Here is a 17635-nt window from a genome sequence, read left to right on the forward strand (position 1 = left end):
CGTTTGCCAAAAGTGACCCGCTGTAAGAGCGGAACCATAAGCGGCCGTTACCGAAGAAACGGAGATGTACTCAAACCAAAGACCCCGGCAACGGCAACTCATAAGACTTCTTAACCGTCCGCACCACCAAAGTAGACGAATAAGTACGAATCGGAATATCCCGATAAATCTCTAAAAACCGATAGATATAATCAGTGTACTCAGTGGCATCCCGAAACTTCGCCACCATCACAAAATCAAACTCCCCGGTCAGCAGATAACAGTCCTGAATCTCCGGATGACTCGCCAGGATATGCTGCATCTTGCGGTCGATATCATTGCTGTCCCTATCAAGCTTGATCAGGAAGAACGCCGTAACCTGAATCCCAAGCTTGCGCTCATCCAGAACCGCCACCTTGGCCTTGATGATCCCGACACTCTCCAACCGCCTGATACGCCGGTAACAACTGGTTGAAGACAGCCCGACACTGTCACTCAACAACTCCAGACTCTGACTGCAATCCCTTTGCAATTTCCCCAGAATCTTCAAATCCATGGTATCTGTCATTTTTTCCATATCTTCCTTGAAAAAACTGCAATGAATCCACCGTAAACACCCACCAATTTGCACAAATCCTGCGCGGTGGCGCACTAACATCAATCCAGCTTAGCAGCCCAGCCAAATCAGGCACCGGGGCCGCATGAGAGGGATCTTATGATAGTCGCGAAACCGACATGGGCCACCGATATCCACGGCCTATTCAGCGCCCCCTACTGGATCCCCCAAGAGCAACGCGCCGCCGTCGCCGCCTCCTGGGTGGGCTGCATGAACGCCTACTTCGTATTCCTCGAAGACCCCGCCTCCGTCAAGACCTGGTCCGAAACCATCTACCAGCACCTGGCCTCCCGCAGCATGCCGCTGACCCTCGACCAGCAGCAGTTCTGGCCCATCGACGCGCTGGAAACCTTCAGGCTGTGGGTCAACCAGGGCTGGCGCCTCACTCCCGCCTCACCGTTCAACGAGGCAGAACGCATCCCCCCACCCGACCTGCCTCACCCGGTCAAACGCGTGCGCCAGGACATTCGCGCACTGACACAGGAACAACTGAACCTGTACCGCTCACGCCTCGATGACGTAATGCAGGTGGCCAACGCCGACAGCGGCTCCCCTTGGCAGCGTTACGCCTATATCCACACCAACTGGTGCCTGCATTACCAGGAAGCGTTTGCCCTGTGGCACCGGGCCTATCTGCTGTACCTGGAAGCGCTGATCGACTGCCCCATCCCCTACTGGGACTGGATGGCCGAAGACGCCAGTGTCGACGGCAGCCCCCAGGCCGGCTTGCCCCAGGCGTTTCTCGATGAAACCTACGTGCACCCGCACACCGGCGAGGTTCGCCCTAATCCGTTGCGCTACGCCGCTGCCAAGGACGGTTGTTCGAAGGTCTGTGAAAAAGCCAGGGCACCCGGTGTGGACTGCCGCTTCGTGCAACGCAACCCGCTGTTCTACACCCAGGGCGAGACGCAGCGCGTCGAACGCACCCAGTTGTACGGCATGAGCCGGATTTTCCAGCAACAGGTGGTCGATGCCCTGAAGTTCAACACCTTCAGCCAGCCCCAGGGCGTGCCAGGTTATCCCTGGGCGAACATCCCGGTGTTTGATCCCCCCCAGGAAGATGACCTGTACCCCAACCGCGCGCTGAATTTCGACGGGCTCTACGAGCAGCCCCACGACAACTATCACGGCTGGATCGGCGGCGACATGGCCGACAACGCCTACACCGCGTTCGACCCGGTGTTCAGCTCCTACCACGCCAATATCGACCGGATGCTGGAGGTCTGGATCCGCGCCCACCCGGCAGCGCAGTACACCACCCAGTGCCTGCTCCAGCCGTTTGCCGGCAGCGAGGCCGACGATGTCACCTTCACCAGTGCCGACGCCTGGCGCTACACCACCCTGGGGGACATGGCCCAGGACAGTCGGCATATCGGCTATGACTACGGTGTGCCCGTCGCCCCGCCCTTTGGCACCCGCCGCCCGGTCGCAAAAGCCTGCTGCCAGCAAAGTTCGACGCCGATGCAAGCGCAGGAACAAACCGCAAGCCTGGGCCCGTGGGTGGTGTTCGACCATGTGCGCTGCACCCACGACACCTACCTGATCGACGTATTCCTCAACCAGCCCGACGCCACGCCGCAGCAGGTGAGCGCCGACAATCCGCACTATGTCGGGCGCTTCAGTCGCATCGGCATGGGCCTGGTGGATGACAAGGGCCGCTGCATCACCCATGGCGTGTCACGCGCGCTGAATGCCGCGCGCACTGCTGCCGCATTGAACCTTCGCCCCACTGACACCACGCAGTTATCCGTGGTGGTGACCCATCTCGATAGTGCCCGGGTGTTGACGCCGCAAGAGTACGCGCCGCTGCCTGGCTTTATCGCCCAACTGGTGTGGGACGACCCGCGCCAAACCGTCGCCGGCCCTGCTCCCAGTGCCGGTTGCTGCTCCGTTTCCACCACAACAACACCTGGAGAATCGACATGAGCACACCCTTCAAACAATTCACCTCTCCCGCCGGGCAAGCTCCCAAGGACTACAACAAGCTGGGCCTGGAAAACCAGTTGCCGCAGTTTGAAACCGACTGGAACAACGACCTCACCGGCTGGACCCAGTCCGCGATCATCGGCAACCCGTGGTCGGGCCTCAATGACGCGCCGCGCTCGGGCTATTACAACCCACTGGTGGAAGGCTACGGCCCCACCACGCCGCCGGCGATTACCTGGGCGCCCTTCCCCAATCGGCTGTGGACGTTTTTCTACAACAACGGCACGGCGGTGATTCCACAGTTGGGCGGCAAGGCCATGTCCATGCAACAGGTGATGGAGCTGACCGACAACGGCCAGATTACGATCAACAACACCCTGTACATGCTCTACGACCCGAACAAGCAAGGCACCCTGCTGCAACTCCCCGTCACTCGCTGCCCGAGCATCGACTGGCAAGGCAAGTACAAGGATTTCTCGCCTTCGGGCCCCCGTGGCTGGCTTGACGAATATTGCGAGTGGTCCATAGTGCGCGATGCCGACGGCAACATGCGCAAGATCACCTTCACTTGCGAAAACCCGGCGTATTTCCTGGCCATGTGGCGCATCGATCCGACTGCTGTACTGGGGCTGTATCGCGACTACATCGACCCGCAGGTGCAACTCGAAGACCTGTACCTGCGCTACACCGCCGACTGCCCGACCGGTAAGGCCGGCGACCCGGTCATCGACCCCACCACCGGTCAACCGGCCTACGACACCGTCAACAAATGGAACGCCGGCACCGCCTGTGTGCCAGGCCAATACGGCGGTGCGATGCACCTGACCTCCGGCCCCAACACCCTGAGCGCCGAGGTGTACCTGGCTGCCGCGGCGACCATCCTGCGGCCATTGAGCAGCAGCCAGAATTCCCAGGCGTTGATCTGCTGCGCGCAATACGGGCAGAACTACCGCAACTCCGATCCGCATATCGGTTTCTCGGCCAACAGCGTGGCAGTGAATAACCGGCTGTCGCTGACGAACCCCATCGGCCTGTACCTGCAACAACCCACCGACTTCTCGGCGTGGAAAGGCCCCCAGGGCCAGGACGTCAGCCAGTACTGGAAAATCACCCGTGGCACCGCCAAGTCCGCCGCCAACGGCTCCGACCAGATTCTGCAAGCGGTGTTTGAAGTGCCGGTCAGCGCCGGGTTTTCGATCAACGAGATCACCATCAGCGGCCAGCCGATCGACTACGTGTGGGTGATTGCCCAGCAGTTGCTGGTGGGCCTGAGTGTGACAACCACGCCCATCAGCCCGACGCCGGATTCCTGCCCGTGCGTGACGGACCGGGTCAACGGCGTGCAACCCTGGCCGGTACAGCTGCTGCCGCTGGACCTGTTCTACGGGCAGTCACCCACCGACCTGCCGGCCTGGCTGGCACCCGGCACCAGCGGGCAGTTTGCCCTGGTGGTGCAAGGCGCCGACCTCAAGACCACCGCCGAGACGGCGCGGGTGCAATTCTCCAATCCTGGGGTGACGGCGCAGGTCACAAAGTTCCTGCCGGATGCCTCGGCCATCCCCGGGCAAACCAACTCCGGTGGCACCCAGGGCTACCTGCTGACCATCACCGTAAGCCCCACTGCCGCACCGGGGCTGGTGACAGTGCGCGCCCTCAACCCGGGCGAAGCCGATAACCCCAGCGCGGCGGAACACCCATGGGAATCCGGATTGGCGCTGGTGCCTGGCGCCTGACTGATACAGCCCATCAGCCGCACCCACCCAGGGTGCGGCTTTACCTGCTTGCAAGGAGCGCGATGATGTCCAGGTTACGCTTGAGTGTTTTATCGCTGCTGACCAGTGTGGTGCTGAGCCTGTTCGCCATGCAGGCCGCCTACGCATCCCCCACTTCCGACGCCGACGCTTGCGTGCAGCAACAGTTGGTGTTCAACCCGAAAAGCGGCGGCTTCCTGCCGATCAACAACTTCAACGCCACCGGCCAGAGCTTCATGAATTGCTTTGGCTGGCAGTTGTTCATTGCCCTGAACTGGCCGGTGAATCCCGGTTGGCCAGCCACACCTGCCCTCGCGGGTGAGCCGGACATGAACAGTACCCTGGCGCAATTCGGCGTACCGACTGCCTCCGGGCAGCCGATGAGCGTGGCGCCGGTATGGGCCAGCTACAAGGACGCCAACGATATCTTCCTGCCCGGCGCGCCCGCGCCCACCGGCTGGGGCGTGCAAACCCTGGTGCCGTCCAATTGCAGCACCCAGGGCAGCCTCAGGGCGATGTCGGTGGGGGCGCGCAAGTTCATGACCGCCACCTCCGAAAGCGCGATCAACGCGCGGCATGGGTTTCACCTGTCCAGCGGCACCCTGGCCTCGATTCCGGACCCGATCATGGAAGCCTCCGGCGGCTGGCTGACGGACCAGTCGCAGAACCTGGTGTTTTTTGAACGCAAGGTGGGCAAGGCCGAGTTCGACTACATCGTCAGCAAAGGGCTGTACGACGCGGCCAACCAGCTGAAAGTCGCGCAGAACCTCGACAACCAGAACCCCGGCGGGCTGTCCTTGCCCATCGGTGAACCCATGCGCTCGCTGCCGCCCAACCCGGTGCCGCAGGAGCAACTGGGAGCTCTGGAGGTCAAGGCAGCATGGCGAATCCTCACCGGCAAACCCGAGCTCTACGGGCGTTACCTGACCACCGTCGCCTGGCTCAAAAACCCGGCCACCTTGCAGTGCACCCAGCAAGTGGTGGGCCTGGTGGGCCTGCATATCATCAACAAGACCCAGGCCTCGCCCAACTTCATCTGGACCACCTTCGAGCAGGTAGACAACGTGCCGGAACCCGACCAGGTGCCGCCACAACAAACGCCGCCCGACAGCTTTGCCTTCAATAACCCGAACTGCGGCACCGGCCCCGAATGCACGCCGAACGTGGCGCGTATCCAGTGCAAGCAGCAGCATCCGGACCGCGACTGCACCGAGCCGTTTCCACGGGACCAACCCGTGCAGACCACCCGGGAACATCCGCTGCCCACTGAACTGCAGGCGCTTAACGGCGCGGTGCAGGCCAATTTTGCCCAGCAGAGCCAGGGCAAGTCGGTGTTCCAGTACTACAAACTGATCAACGTACTCTGGACCCTCACCCCCAACCCGCCCACCCAGCCGGAACCGGGTGTCAGTGCGCAAGTGCCGCTGTCCTACGGGCCGTTTATCAGCCAGGGCAACGTACCGGTGGCCAACACCACCCTGGAGACCTACGTCCAGGGCGATAACTGCAATGCCTGTCATCAGTACGCGACCATCGCCGGCAGCTCGACCCTGGCCTCGGACTTTTCGTTCCTGTTCAACAGTGCCGATTCGGCCAGCAAGAAAAGCCTGGTCAAGCGCGTAAAAGCCTTCCAGACCCTCAAGGACGGTTCACCCTGAACTCGACTGTTCAGACCGCTGCTCAAGGTTTCTCGGTGCTGTAAGGCCTTGAGCATTTGGTCCTTGCGCTAGCTCCTGCTGGTTAAAAGAGGCGCCCCTTATCAAGCGACGCCCGAAATGTCCGACAACTCCCCGCATCTACCCGGTAAGACCGCTCTCGAGGGATATCGTGTGGCCACCCACCGGCCACTCATGACTTTTGGTAAAGAGTCCTTTTCGGATTCAGCGGTTTTTCCGAAGGAACGAGCGGCCGATACTCGACTCCATTGTTCACATCACTTCAGGAGTCACTCATGTCCATTCCCGCATTCGGCCTCGGCACGTTCCGCCTGCAAGGCCAGGTCGTCATCGACTCCGTCAGCACCGGCCTGGAGCTGGGCTATCGCGTCATCGACACCGCACAAATCTACGAAAACGAAGCCGACGTCGGCCAGGCCATCGCCGACAGCGGCATCCCACGGGACGAGCTGTTCATCACCAGCAAGATCTGGATCGCCAACTTCGCCGAAGGCCAGCTGATTCCCAGCCTCAAGGAAAGCCTGCGCAAACTCCAGACCGACTACCTGGACCTGACCCTGATCCACTGGCCATCGCCGGAAGACCAGGTACCGGTCGCCGAGTTCATGGGCCAGTTGCTGGAAGCCAAGCGCCAGGGCCTGACCCGCCAGATCGGTATTTCCAACTTCACCGTCGACCTGATGAAGCAGGCAATTGCCGCCGTCGGTGCCGAGCACATCGCGACCAACCAGGTGGAACTGCACCCGTACCTGCAAAACCGCACCGTGGCGGAGTTTGCCAAGGCCCATGGCATCCAGATCACTTCCTACATGACCCTGGCCTACGGCGAAGTGCTGAAGGACCCGGTGATCCAGCAGATCGCCGAACGTCATCAGGCAACCCCGGCGCAAGTGACCCTGGCGTGGGCCATGCAACTGGGCTACGCGGTGATCCCGTCGTCGACCAAGCGCGCCAACCTGGCCAGCAACCTCAAGGCTCTGGACCTGACCCTGAGTGACGCTGACATGACGCAGATCGCCGCCCTGGAGCGTGGCCATCGGCTGACCAGCCCCAAAGGCATCGCGCCGAACTGGGACTAAGCCGCAGGGCTGCCGGACAACTCCCGCAGCCACGGCAACACCCGCAACCCGTCGGTGGCTGACGGCGGGTCGATGATGTCCATGAAGTGTTCAAGGTTGATGCTGTCCGGGGTACCCGGCAGGCGCACCAGCAGGGTCGGTGCGGCGGCCGGCGTGCCCGGTTCGCCGATATCGTAGACCAGCACATGGCGAATCTGCGGGTGCTGTTCCTGGAAGGCCAGCACCCCGCCGTCGCTGTCTGCCAGCCCGGCGTTGATGATCAGCACATCGAACGGCCTGGCCGGAATCGCCGTGAGGATCCGCACTTCTTCGAACGTCTGCACCGGAACGATGCGGTAGTAGCCCAGTTGGTTGAGCATTTTTTCGATGTACAGTCGTTGCAGATGCTGTTCATCGGCGATCAGGAGGGTCAGTGCTTTGTTTGGCATGGCGAACACCTGAGCAAGAAGCGCTCGTGAAGGACTGGACGCACTATTTTCCAGACATATTCCGAAGACTAAATAAGGCTTGTTCCACCTTCACGTAGGAGTTGTCCCAAACAGCTCAATACCCCTCCGCACCGGTCAAGTCTGATTGCAATACCCCGACAGCGCGTGGTGCAGGTGCGCGAGCGCTTCATCCATGCCATCGACGGCACTGGCCAATTCGTCGCGGGCCTGACGTTCACAAACGCTTTCCAATACCTCGCAGCAAACCATCAGTGCATGGGCCTTGACCATCTTTGCCCCGCCCTTGGTGCGATGGGCCAGGTCATGCAGGCCGGCAAAGTCTGCCTTGCGTTGCAGGTTCACCAGCTGCCCATGGTCTGCCTCGAGGCTGTCGAGCAAGGGCGCCAGCAGCTCCTTCACCGCGTCGATATCCCCGCCGGTCAGTTTCTCAAGGTGGCTCAAGTCAAAGCCTGCCGCCAGCTCATCCGTGGTGCCGGGCGCCACCGAAGGTGTGGCCGTGCGCCGCGCCAGGGCCGCATGCAAATCCTCAAGCCCGGTGGGTTTGAACAGGCAGCCATCCATGCCCGCCTGCCGGCAGCGCTCGGCTTCCTCGGGCTGGGCGTTGGCGGTAAACCCCAGCAACAGGCACGGCGCCAGGCCACGCTCGCCCTCAAGGGTGCGGATATCCCGCGCCAACTCATAACCGTCCTTGAACGGCATATTGCAGTCGGTAATCACCCCGTCAAAATGCCCGGACAGCCACAACTCAAGCCCCTCGACGCCATCTTCGGCGGTGGTGATCCGGTGCCCCAGGAAGCTCAATTGCCGGGCCAGCAGCAGCCGGTTGGCCGGGTAGTCATCCACCACCAGAATGTTCAGCGCGTGGGCCGGCGGAGTTTCCACGGCAACCGGTGCGGGCGGCATCAGCGTGCTGTCGGCGACTGCCAGCTCCAGGGTGACATCCACCCGAGTGCCCTGCCCCAGCAGGCTGCTCAATTGCAATTGTCCCCCCATCATCTCGCACAGGTTGCGGCTGATGACCAGGCCCAGGCCCGAACCGCTGCGCGCCGATTGCGCAGTGTTGCTGCCCTGGATAAACGGGTTGAACAGGCGCTTCTGGTCTTCGACACTGATGCCGATGCCGGTGTCTTCCACCCACAGCCTGAGGTTCAAGTAGCCGCTGGCAATCGCCGACGAGCCGGACGCGCCAAGCCGCACCCGGCCGTGAGGGGTGAACTTGATCGCGTTGCTCAAAAGGTTCGACACCACTTGCTTGAAGCGCATCGGGTCCACCAGCACGTACCGATCAATCAGCGGGTCGAGCTCCACCTGCAGTACCAGGCCCCTGGCCCGCGCCAGCCCCTCGAAAACCCGCGCCACCGACGCCAGCAACTCGTGCAGGTTCGAAGGCTCGAGGGTCAGGGACAGGTGGCCCGATTCTATACGCGCGATATCGAGGATATCGCCGATCAATTCCAGCATGCCCCGCGACGCATCGGCGGCCACCTCCAGCGCATCGCGGTCGGCCCGGTTCTGCTCGGCGGCTTTCAGGGCCAGTTCGATCATGCCGATCACGGCGTTCATGGGCGTGCGGATTTCATGGCTCATGGTCGCGAGAAACGTGGTCTTGGCGCGGTTGGCCGCGTCGGCATCCTCCTTGGCCTCCTGCAACTGGCCGAGCAGTTGCTGCCTTTCGCTGACATCCACCCAGCCGGCGATCATGCCCACCACCTGCTCATTACCGTCGCGGTACGGCAGCATCCAGTGGTAGATGGTCAGGACCGCACCGCCCGGCACCTTGAGCACGCGGTCCTGGATCTGTGGCTCGCCCCGCTCCATCAAGCGCAGGTAATCCTGATGAAAAGACTCGGCCTGGGGGCGATTGCCGGTGTCGGTCTCGACCACGGTTTTACCGGTCACGTCCTCCAGCTTGAAACCGAACACATCAAGGTAAGCGCTATTGCATGCCATCAGCCGGCCCAGGCGATCACGCACATAAATCGGATGGGGCGTGCCGTCGATCAGCACGCCCATAAAGCGCATCTGATCACTCAGCGCCCGTTCGGCCTCGACGCGCTTGCGTATCAGCTGACGCAGATAAATCGCCCAGCCGAGGGTGATCAGCAACAGCAGCGCCGCCAGGCTGAAACCTTGAATAATCGCATTGCGGTGCCGCGCCCAGTAGCTGTCTTCAACCAATACCTCGCTACGCCAGTGGCCAGCCAATTCGTCCATTTCCTGGGGCGTAATACTCAGCAGCGCCTTGTCGAGGATCGAATACAACTCCAGTTGGCTGCGGTTGACGCCAAAGGCTATACGGGCCGGCTCGGACCCGACCGTGCTGGTGATCCGCAACCGGTCACGGTACTCGCGGGCAATCATGTAGCGGGCGCTGATCAAGGTATTGACGGCGGCATCGGCACCGCCATCGGCCACCAGCTCCATGCCGTGCTCGGGGTTCTCGACGTCCACGAACTTGATGCTCGGATAGTCCTGGGCGATGCCCTCCTGCAGGCTATTGCTGCCAATCAGCGCCAGGCGCTTGCCGGCCATGTCTTCCAGGGTAAGGGGGCTGCCGTCATCAATGCGACTGACCAACACAAACGGATTGGTCAGGTAAGGCCGGGTAATGCGTACCTTGTCCGTGCGCTCGACGCTGGGGGTGACCACCGCGATCATGTCTGCACCACCGGTGTTGACCCTGTCGATTTGCCGGAGCATCGAGGTGCCGGGAATGAAGTCAAACTTCAATCCCGTGCGCAAGCTGATGCGGGCCAGCACCTCGGCGCTCAACCCTTCGAACGCGCCCTGCTTGTCGATAAATGAAACCGGCAGAAACTTGTCGAGTACAGCGACCTTGATCCTCGGGTTCTTGTCCAGCCAACGCTGTTCACTGGCACTCAAGCGCAACCGGTCCGGCCCCAGGAACCCAAGGTTGCCGGCACTCCAGCGCCGCAGGATTTCCATCTGCTCGCTGACCGGGATCACCGCCAGTGCCGCGTTGATGATCGGCAGCAAGCGCGCGTTGTCCCGGGAAAATGCAAACGCGAAGGGATTGACCTCAAGTGACGAGAAGTCGGCCATGCGGACGTTGTTCAGGTGGTTCCTGTTGATCAGGTAGTTGGTGCTGATTGCATCGCCGAGGTAAACATCTGCATGGCCGAACGCAACCGCGCCGATGGCCTCGAAGGTTGAAGGGAACAGCTGGATCCGGGCATTGGGGTAAAACGCCTGCACCGCGTCAGGCTGCATGTAGTGATAAAACATCGCCACACGTTTATCGGCCAGGTCGCTGCTCAGGCCCTGGCTGTCACCCGTGCGGGTGACCAGGGTCGGTTGATCCATGGCATAGGAGCGCGAGAGTACCAGCTGTGGGTCTGCCGCCTCGTAGCCGTTGGCAGATCCCACAAAATCCACCTCGCCACGCTTGAGCGCGGTGATGACTTCATCGCGATTGTCGTAGCGGCGCACTTCTATCGTGATGTTCAGCGCATCGGCGATCAGCGACGCGTAATCCGCCGTAATCCCCTCGAGTTCATCGCTGGTGCTCAACTCGAATGGTGCGTAGTCGGGCCCAGAGATCCCCATCAACAACCGGCGCCGTTCGCGCAGCCAGCTCCACTGCGTTTCATGCAGCCGTACGGCGGGCGTTTCAATGACGGAATGCCCCAACAGATACAGGGTGCGCGGCTCGCCAAGCGCCAGGCCTTGTGTGCAGAGCGCGCCCAGCAGCACACTTGCGCTGAGCCACAAGACCCGAAAGTTGATCATTTCAGATCAGATGATTGCGCTGGGCGAACTTGGACAAATGCACCACCGACGACATCCGCAGCTTCTCCTTCAGTCGGGTTTTATAAGTGCTGATGGTCTTGTGGCTGAGCAACATGTCCTCGGCAATTTCCTTGTTACCCAACCCCAGCGCCAGCTTCTGCAGTACGGTCAGCTCGCGGTCGGAAAGCTCTGCCACCAGGTCCTGCTCGGTGGATTGCAAATCGTCGCGGCGCACCGAGCTGGTGGGCAGGCTCGGAAAGCAGCTGTAGTTGGACATTACGGCCTTGATCGCTTTTTGCAGCTCATCCAGCTCGCCGGTCTTGGCGACAAACCCCATCGCGCCGGCACGCATGCAGCGGGTGGAAAAAAAAACCGCCAGGTAGGACGTCAGCACCAGGATCTTGCACGGCAGGCCCAGCGCCTTGATCCGGCTGATCACCTCCAGGCCACCCAGCTTCGGCATCGCCAGGTCGAGGATGATCAGTTCGGGGCGTTCCTCCCGGGCAATCTGCATGGCATCGGCGCCGTTGCCGGCCTCGAAGATCGTGTCGAAGCCTTCCTGCTTCAGCAGATAGCGGACGGTTGCGCGGATAAATGGATGGTCATCCACGATTAAAGCTTTGCTCATAAGGCTCCCCTGGGAGGATTCAGTACCGTTACACATCACACGGGACCTATCTACCTGTGAGAAATGACAGTTCCGACGAACGGAACTGAACAGTCCTACAAGCAGCAGTCGGGTCCCTCCATTTGAACAGCGCATAACCCTAGGTAGGCGGCACCTGCGTGCCTGGCTAGTCGCAAGCGCGCAACCTTACCAATGGAACGGCGTAACAACTGAAGGGATAGTCCCAGCTGAATGTAGGAATTTTCCTCACCACAAGCATAGTAAAGAGCCGGTCCCGGGGGCGCCAAGGCGGCCTAGTCGGTGGTACTCGGACTCCAGAACGCTTGCACCACAAGGGCTGAAGTGGAAATACGGGCCACCAGCGCATCCAGTTCGTCACCGTCTACCGAGGTCACGGCCAGCGTCGCCTCGATTTCCACCTCTTCAGGACCAAAGGGACGTACGTCCACATCACTGGCCGGGTAGTTGCAGCGAGCAAGTTCGGCTTCGAGCAAGGCCAATACCGCCTTCTGCTGGGTACGCCGGGCCACCACATACAGAATGTTGGTCACCTCGGCCGACACCACGTCCAGTGGCTGGCGGTTGATGTTATTGACGATCGGGCGCAGCAGCGTGTTGGCCGCCAGCACAAACAGCGTACCGAGCAGCGCTTCGAGGATCAGGTCGGCACCGGCACAGGCACCCACCGCCGCCGACGCCCAGAGCGTGGCCGCAGTATTCAGGCCGCGCACGTTGCCTTCTTCACGCATGATCACACCGGCACCGAGAAAACCGATGCCCGAGACCACATAGGCCACGACCCGCACCGCCCCTTCGGCGCCGCCCAGGCGGTTGGCCATGTCGACGAAAATCGCCGCTCCCACCGCCACCAGCACGTTGGTGCGCAGCCCCGCCGTGCGCTGGCGGTACTGACGCTCAAACCCGATCAGGCCACCGAGAATGAAGGCCGCGGTGAGGCTGACCAGCGTGTCGATCAGCGAGTTGAGGTTGATGTTGTTGATTGCTTGCATAGGCGTCTTCCCTATTCATTACCAGCCAAACTTACGCGAGGAAACCTTCGGCCAGGTACGACCATCCTGGGCCGTGATTGAGTCACGGGCACGACAGGACAGGCCCGCCCGTCGCAAACGACAGGCGCGTCCGCAGTACCGCGATGCAAGGCATCACGTACTGTTAAGCGTCGATGAGAGGGAATTCGGAATCGGGCCAGGACTGGCCGCCATCGAAATGCCGCTTCTCGCTTCTGGGCGAGACAACGGCATCGGAAAAATGCGCGTTATCTTGCCAAGTATGTGCCGGTTATCGAGACCGGCAGACGACTGTCACTCGAACAAGTACCCACTGAGGGTCTCCGCTATTGATGAAAACGCGCGAAGCTTACGCTCCGAATTAATGAGAGTAAACCGTAGGAAAATTTACCCGATGGGTTTGGGCAGGTTCTTCAGGGAGGGTTCAGGTACGCACCACTGCGCAGCTCTCCCCCCCGTAGCAGCTGTCGAGCCCAAGCGAGGCTGCGTCGGCCACACTGCGATCATCAAGCCAGACACTCCACCGAGTCGCCGAACGCAGCCTCTCCCAGGCTCGACAGCTGCTACGCAGAAGACGGTCGATCACGCTCCACCAGCGCCAAATACTCATTGATCGCCCCACCCGCCAACGCCTTCACCTGAATGGAAACCCGATTCACCTGCCGCCCCATCTCGATGCCATCCCGAGTCCGCACCTGAACATACCCAAGCCGGGGCCAGAACCGCTCAGCCTTGACGTTCCCCACCACCACCGTCAACCGCAACCAGCGTGCGCCCAGGCTCACTACCCAATCCTGGAAATCGGCATGCAACTGCCGCGCAAAACCGCTGCCATGCAACGGCGTGGCCACCAACAGCAACCCGATATGCCAAACCCCGACCGCCAACAGATCTGACGCCACATTCACCACCGCAACCAACTGCCCTTCGGCATTGCGGTAGCCAATCCAATACATCCGCGTGTAGCTCCAGGTACCAGGCAGTTGAAGAGTCAACTCATCTCGCGCCTCCGTGGGTGTGGCTGGCTCACCGTTGACCGCGAGAAAATATTCCGGGGCTGCTTCGAAAAAGCGCTGCAACTCGGCTTCATCCTCAAGGGTCAGCTCAACCACCCGAATGCCCGCTATCGAACTGCGCGGCAACTCCCCTGCTTCAACAACATCCATGTTCACCGCCCCTCAATCATCCCGCGTCAGTACTTCCAGCAACTCAATCTCAAACCGCAAATTACTGTTGGGCGTGATATGCGCCCCCATCGAGCGCTCGCCGTAGGCCAGGTGCGCCGGCACAAACAACGTGCGAATGCCGCCAACTTTCATGCCCATCAGCCCCTGGTCCCAGCCCTTGATGACGCGACCGGTGCCGATCACGCATTGAAACGGCTTGCCGCGTTCCCATGAGGAGTCGAACACCGTGCCGTCTTCCAGAGTGCCGGTGTATTGCGTGGTGATCAGGGCGCCTTTGACCACGGTTTTGCCGTCGCCGAGGCGGATGTCGGTGATTTCCAGTTCGGTGCTCATTTTTTCTCGTTTTGTGTAATGCGCGGATCGCGCCAAATGGGCGTTTTCCCAGAGTCAAACGCATTTGGCAAGCCCACATACCTCGTTTTCTCCAATAGCCTGCCAGTTCGAATGCACCAACCTACAAAAAATCACGAAAACGTACGTAAAAAAAATACAAACCACCTATTTATCTTCTTCGATACAACGAGCAGCCTAACTATCCAGAAACATAGAACATCAAGGATGACTTGTATGACCATAGGATCAGACTTCAACTACCCGGCTGATATTGCTGCCCGCGCTTCCAGAGAAAAGAGATCTACCAGAAATAAATGGCGGGGCCGTTTTCCTGGCCCACCAGACTTATGCTTCGATTATCGAGCCTTAGTGGAGCAAAAAGGCGGAATTGCAAAGGCGCCTCATTTGGACCACAAAATATGTATCATCGGGGCAGGCATCACAGGCCTTACTGCAGCAAGAGAACTGTATCGCTGCGGCTTTAAAGACATATCCCTGATCGAGAAATCCAAAAGAATCGGAGGCAGACACCTTACCGTTCTTGGTGGACAGCGCTCCAACAATACAGGACGACCGCCCTTTGAAATGGGCGCGATGCGTATGCCCTTTTTTAATCGATCTGATGAAAACCCCACTGAAGGCCGATCCATGATGGCCTATTACACCAAAGCGTTTGATCTTGTTCATTCAAACTTCCCAAATCCGGGAAGCCCGTGGGTCACATCAACCGGGATCTACTTACGCGAAGGGAGTATAGATAATAGTAGTCAGCCCACCATGCTGATCTGGAAAAACAAAGATGGTATAACGCCTCCACCTAGCGAGACCCTGAGTGCAGTGTCTGCAAAATGGCGAAACTTTGCGAACCGTATGACCCAGAAAGTTGCGGAATTATACGGAAGCGAGCAATGGGAATTATTTTGGACCAGAGTAGTTGAAAAATACGAAAGTATCTCGTTTAGGGATTTAGTGAAAATGCCGGTTATTGAGTCTTGGCACAAGGAACGCCCCGGTGACTTCGGTGGCATGGGCATGACGACGCAAGAGTCGGCTGTGTTCTATGCAATTGGAATAGGCGATGGCAGTTGGGGAGCATTTTATGACATTTGCTCGCTTTATCCCCTGCGGACTGCGATTTTTGGTTTCAGCAGTCACCTCCAGCTAATTCATGGCCGGGTCAAACTGGATGGCGAGGCAGTCGACTCGCCGCACCTGAGAAGTCCGGCCGTTTTTGACTCTCGGGGACTAGAGTTTAATAAGCCCAGCTACAAAGGTCTCGGGGCCTTGGCAGAATGTCTGCTCTTTATGAGTACTCCTGAAATAAGCGACTCCGTGTATGACCTCAGCCTCAAGAAGACGGATGGATTACTGACTGACTCTCCAGTAAAAAAACTGGAAAAGCTGAGAAATGGGAAAACGCGCGTTTATTATCATTGGAATGCTAGTAACCCCAAAAAAACTGAAGTCTGCCATGCCGACTTCGACTCGGTCATCATCACGCTCCCCTCCTGGATAATCGAAACACAAATACTGCTTGAGGGCTTCGATGAAGAGATGCTCCCTTACGACACGATAAATGCCTATAAAACTGCTCACTGGGAAACCAGCTGCAAAGTTTACGCCCCGTTAAAAAAAACCTTCCTGTCCAAAAACACGAAGATCCCGCAAGCCATCGTTACCGACAGTTTCATACATGATGTATATACCTATCGCTATAACGAGCATCACACCTACGACTGCATACTCTTGAGCTACACCTGGGAAGATGACGCAACAAAATTATCTTCACTAAGTGACAAAGAGTTAATAACCAAGTGCATAGAAGAGCTGGATAGAATCCTGGTTAAATCCACTAACATCCAAGAAAAAATCTCTCCATACATCGGCCACGAGCAGGCCATCGTGCAACGCTGGATGAATGACCAAAACTCATTGGGATGCGCAAAACTGTACAGACCAGGGACCTACTATGAGGCTGTCAGCTTAATGAAATACAATAAGGACTACTCATTCAAGTCTGGACTTTACCTCTGCGGCGAATCTTTTTCAGTAGATGCCGGATGGACAGAGCCTTGTTTCAGGGGCGCAATAGATACCGTCATAAATATCTGCAATAGAACTGGCGCCCTCTTCAATGGAGGATTCTCAATGCAAGACTATCCAGAATACAAAACAGAGTATTCACCCCCAGCAAAATAAACACACCATGCCAAAGCCTTGGCAGAAGCAAACTACATTGCTATCGGACGCGTCCGACTTTCATTTAAACATCAGGTCGCCTCTTATAAACATCCAGCCACTTCTGGCTGAATAAAAATAAGAGGTCACCCGCAATGAGCGATCCAACAAGCCCTGTTCGCATAGCTGTCGTACAGTTTGATCCCCAGGTCGGCATGGAAAACCGGGAGCGCAACCTGCGTCATAGCCTTGAGCTGGCGACGGAAGCAGTGAGCGGCGGTGCCAATCTGATCGTGCTGCCAGAGCTCTCTAACTGTGGCTATTTCTTCTCCAGCCGTCAGGACGCGTTTGATCATGCCGAGGCCATTCCGGGTGGGCCAAGTGTGCAGGCCTGGACAGATTTTGCCTGTAAACATCAGGTGTACCTGGTGGCAGGCCTCAGCGAAATTTCCGCTATGCAGCTGTTCAATACGGCTGTATTGCTGGGGCCGGATGGCTTTATTGGCAAGTACCGCAAGGCCCATCTGTGGAATCTGGAGAAGCTCTGGTTCACTCCCGGCGATACAGGATTCCCCGTTTTCGAAACACCCATAGGCCGTATTGGCCTGTTGATCTGCTGGGACATTTGGTTTCCCGAGGTGCCACGCATCCTCAGCCAGCAAGGCGCCGATATTATTTGCAGCCTCAACAACTGGGTGTGGACCCCGCCGCCGTTGTTCGACGACGCGGGGAAGTGCATGGCGTCGTATCTCACGATGACCGCCGCCCACGTCAATAACGTGTTTATCGCTGCCGCCAGTCGTATCGGCGAGGAGCGCGATGCGCGTTACCTGGGATGTTCGCTGATTGCCGGTACCAATGGATGGCCCATCGGTACGGTGGCGTCGGCGAATCGGCAGGAGATCCTTTTCGCCGATGTCGATCTCACCAGTGCCCGCAGCGCGCCTATCTGGAACAGTCTTAACGACTTGCAGCGGGACCGGCGTGCTGATCTTTACGACCAGATGCTCGGGTACACCCAGCACCCTGCCCTGCCACGCTGATCGGAGGGTGCA

At 59.1% G+C, this 17635-nt stretch carries 13 protein-coding genes; 6 read left to right on the forward strand and 7 right to left on the reverse strand.

Going from position 1 to position 17635, the window contains the following annotated elements:
• Positions 1-70 precede the first annotated feature (70 nt).
• Entirely contained in the window at positions 71-535 is a 465-nt protein-coding gene (locus A462_RS14105) for an Lrp/AsnC family transcriptional regulator (protein ID WP_032899475.1), read from the reverse strand.
• Between the two features lie 159 nt (positions 536-694).
• Here A462_RS14105 and A462_RS14100 point away from each other — a divergent pair, with 159 nt between their 5' ends.
• The 4 genes from A462_RS14100 to dkgB all read left to right on the forward strand — a co-directional run bounded on the left by A462_RS14100 (position 695) and on the right by dkgB (position 7027).
• The gene (locus A462_RS14100) at positions 695-2521 is read left to right on the forward strand and encodes a tyrosinase family protein (RefSeq protein ID WP_008435851.1); all 1827 of its coding nucleotides are present in this window, start codon (positions 695-697) and stop codon (positions 2519-2521) included.
• Positions 2518-4254, forward strand: coding sequence for a hypothetical protein (locus tag A462_RS14095; RefSeq protein ID WP_008435853.1), 1737 nt, complete (start codon positions 2518-2520; stop codon positions 4252-4254). The genes A462_RS14100 and A462_RS14095 overlap by 4 nt, the downstream gene beginning before the upstream one ends.
• A gap of 65 nt (positions 4255-4319) precedes the next feature.
• Positions 4320-5930 carry a hypothetical protein gene (locus A462_RS14090; protein ID WP_008435854.1) on the forward strand — a complete coding sequence of 537 codons (1611 nt, stop codon included), beginning with the start codon at positions 4320-4322 and terminating at the stop codon, positions 5928-5930.
• A gap of 293 nt (positions 5931-6223) precedes the next feature.
• The gene (gene dkgB, locus A462_RS14085) at positions 6224-7027 is read left to right on the forward strand and encodes a 2,5-didehydrogluconate reductase DkgB (RefSeq protein WP_008435855.1); all 804 of its coding nucleotides are present in this window, start codon (positions 6224-6226) and stop codon (positions 7025-7027) included.
• On the opposite strand, the gene A462_RS14080 is transcribed toward dkgB, so the two are convergent.
• The 6 genes from A462_RS14080 to A462_RS14055 all read right to left on the reverse strand — a co-directional run bounded on the left by A462_RS14080 (position 7024) and on the right by A462_RS14055 (position 14402).
• Positions 7024-7455 (reverse strand): hypothetical protein, encoded by a 432-nt coding sequence (locus A462_RS14080; protein WP_008435856.1) that lies wholly within the window; start codon positions 7453-7455, stop codon positions 7024-7026. The two genes, dkgB and A462_RS14080, sit on opposite strands and share 4 nt — an antisense overlap.
• A 135-nt stretch (positions 7456-7590) precedes the next feature.
• A complete protein-coding gene (locus tag A462_RS14075) occupies positions 7591-11226 on the reverse strand; it encodes a transporter substrate-binding domain-containing protein (RefSeq protein ID WP_008435857.1) in 3636 nt (1211 codons plus the stop codon).
• A 1-nt stretch (position 11227) separates the two neighbouring features.
• Positions 11228-11854: a response regulator transcription factor gene (locus tag A462_RS14070; RefSeq protein ID WP_003211560.1), complete on the reverse strand. Its 627-nt coding sequence runs from the start codon at positions 11852-11854 to the stop codon at positions 11228-11230.
• 293 nt (positions 11855-12147) lie between these two features.
• Positions 12148-12864 carry an MgtC/SapB family protein gene (locus A462_RS14065; protein ID WP_003211562.1) on the reverse strand — a complete coding sequence of 239 codons (717 nt, stop codon included), beginning with the start codon at positions 12862-12864 and terminating at the stop codon, positions 12148-12150.
• A 581-nt stretch (positions 12865-13445) separates the two neighbouring features.
• Complete coding sequence (locus tag A462_RS14060; protein ID WP_008435859.1) at positions 13446-14048, reverse strand: GNAT family N-acetyltransferase; 603 nt, start codon at positions 14046-14048, stop codon at positions 13446-13448.
• A 12-nt stretch (positions 14049-14060) separates the two neighbouring features.
• Positions 14061-14402 (reverse strand): FKBP-type peptidyl-prolyl cis-trans isomerase, encoded by a 342-nt coding sequence (locus A462_RS14055; RefSeq protein WP_003211564.1) that lies wholly within the window; start codon positions 14400-14402, stop codon positions 14061-14063.
• A 234-nt stretch (positions 14403-14636) separates the two neighbouring features.
• Between A462_RS14055 and A462_RS0132515 the strand changes: the two genes are divergently transcribed.
• Entirely contained in the window at positions 14637-16601 is a 1965-nt protein-coding gene (locus A462_RS0132515; RefSeq protein ID WP_032899454.1) for a flavin monoamine oxidase family protein, read from the forward strand.
• A gap of 134 nt (positions 16602-16735) precedes the next feature.
• Positions 16736-17623: a nitrilase family protein gene (locus A462_RS14050; protein ID WP_032899456.1), complete on the forward strand. Its 888-nt coding sequence runs from the start codon at positions 16736-16738 to the stop codon at positions 17621-17623.
• The last annotated feature ends 12 nt before the right edge of the window (positions 17624-17635 follow it).

The sequence above is a fragment of the Pseudomonas sp. Ag1 genome, from assembly GCF_000278565.1.
Classification (GTDB): domain Bacteria; phylum Pseudomonadota; class Gammaproteobacteria; order Pseudomonadales; family Pseudomonadaceae; genus Aquipseudomonas.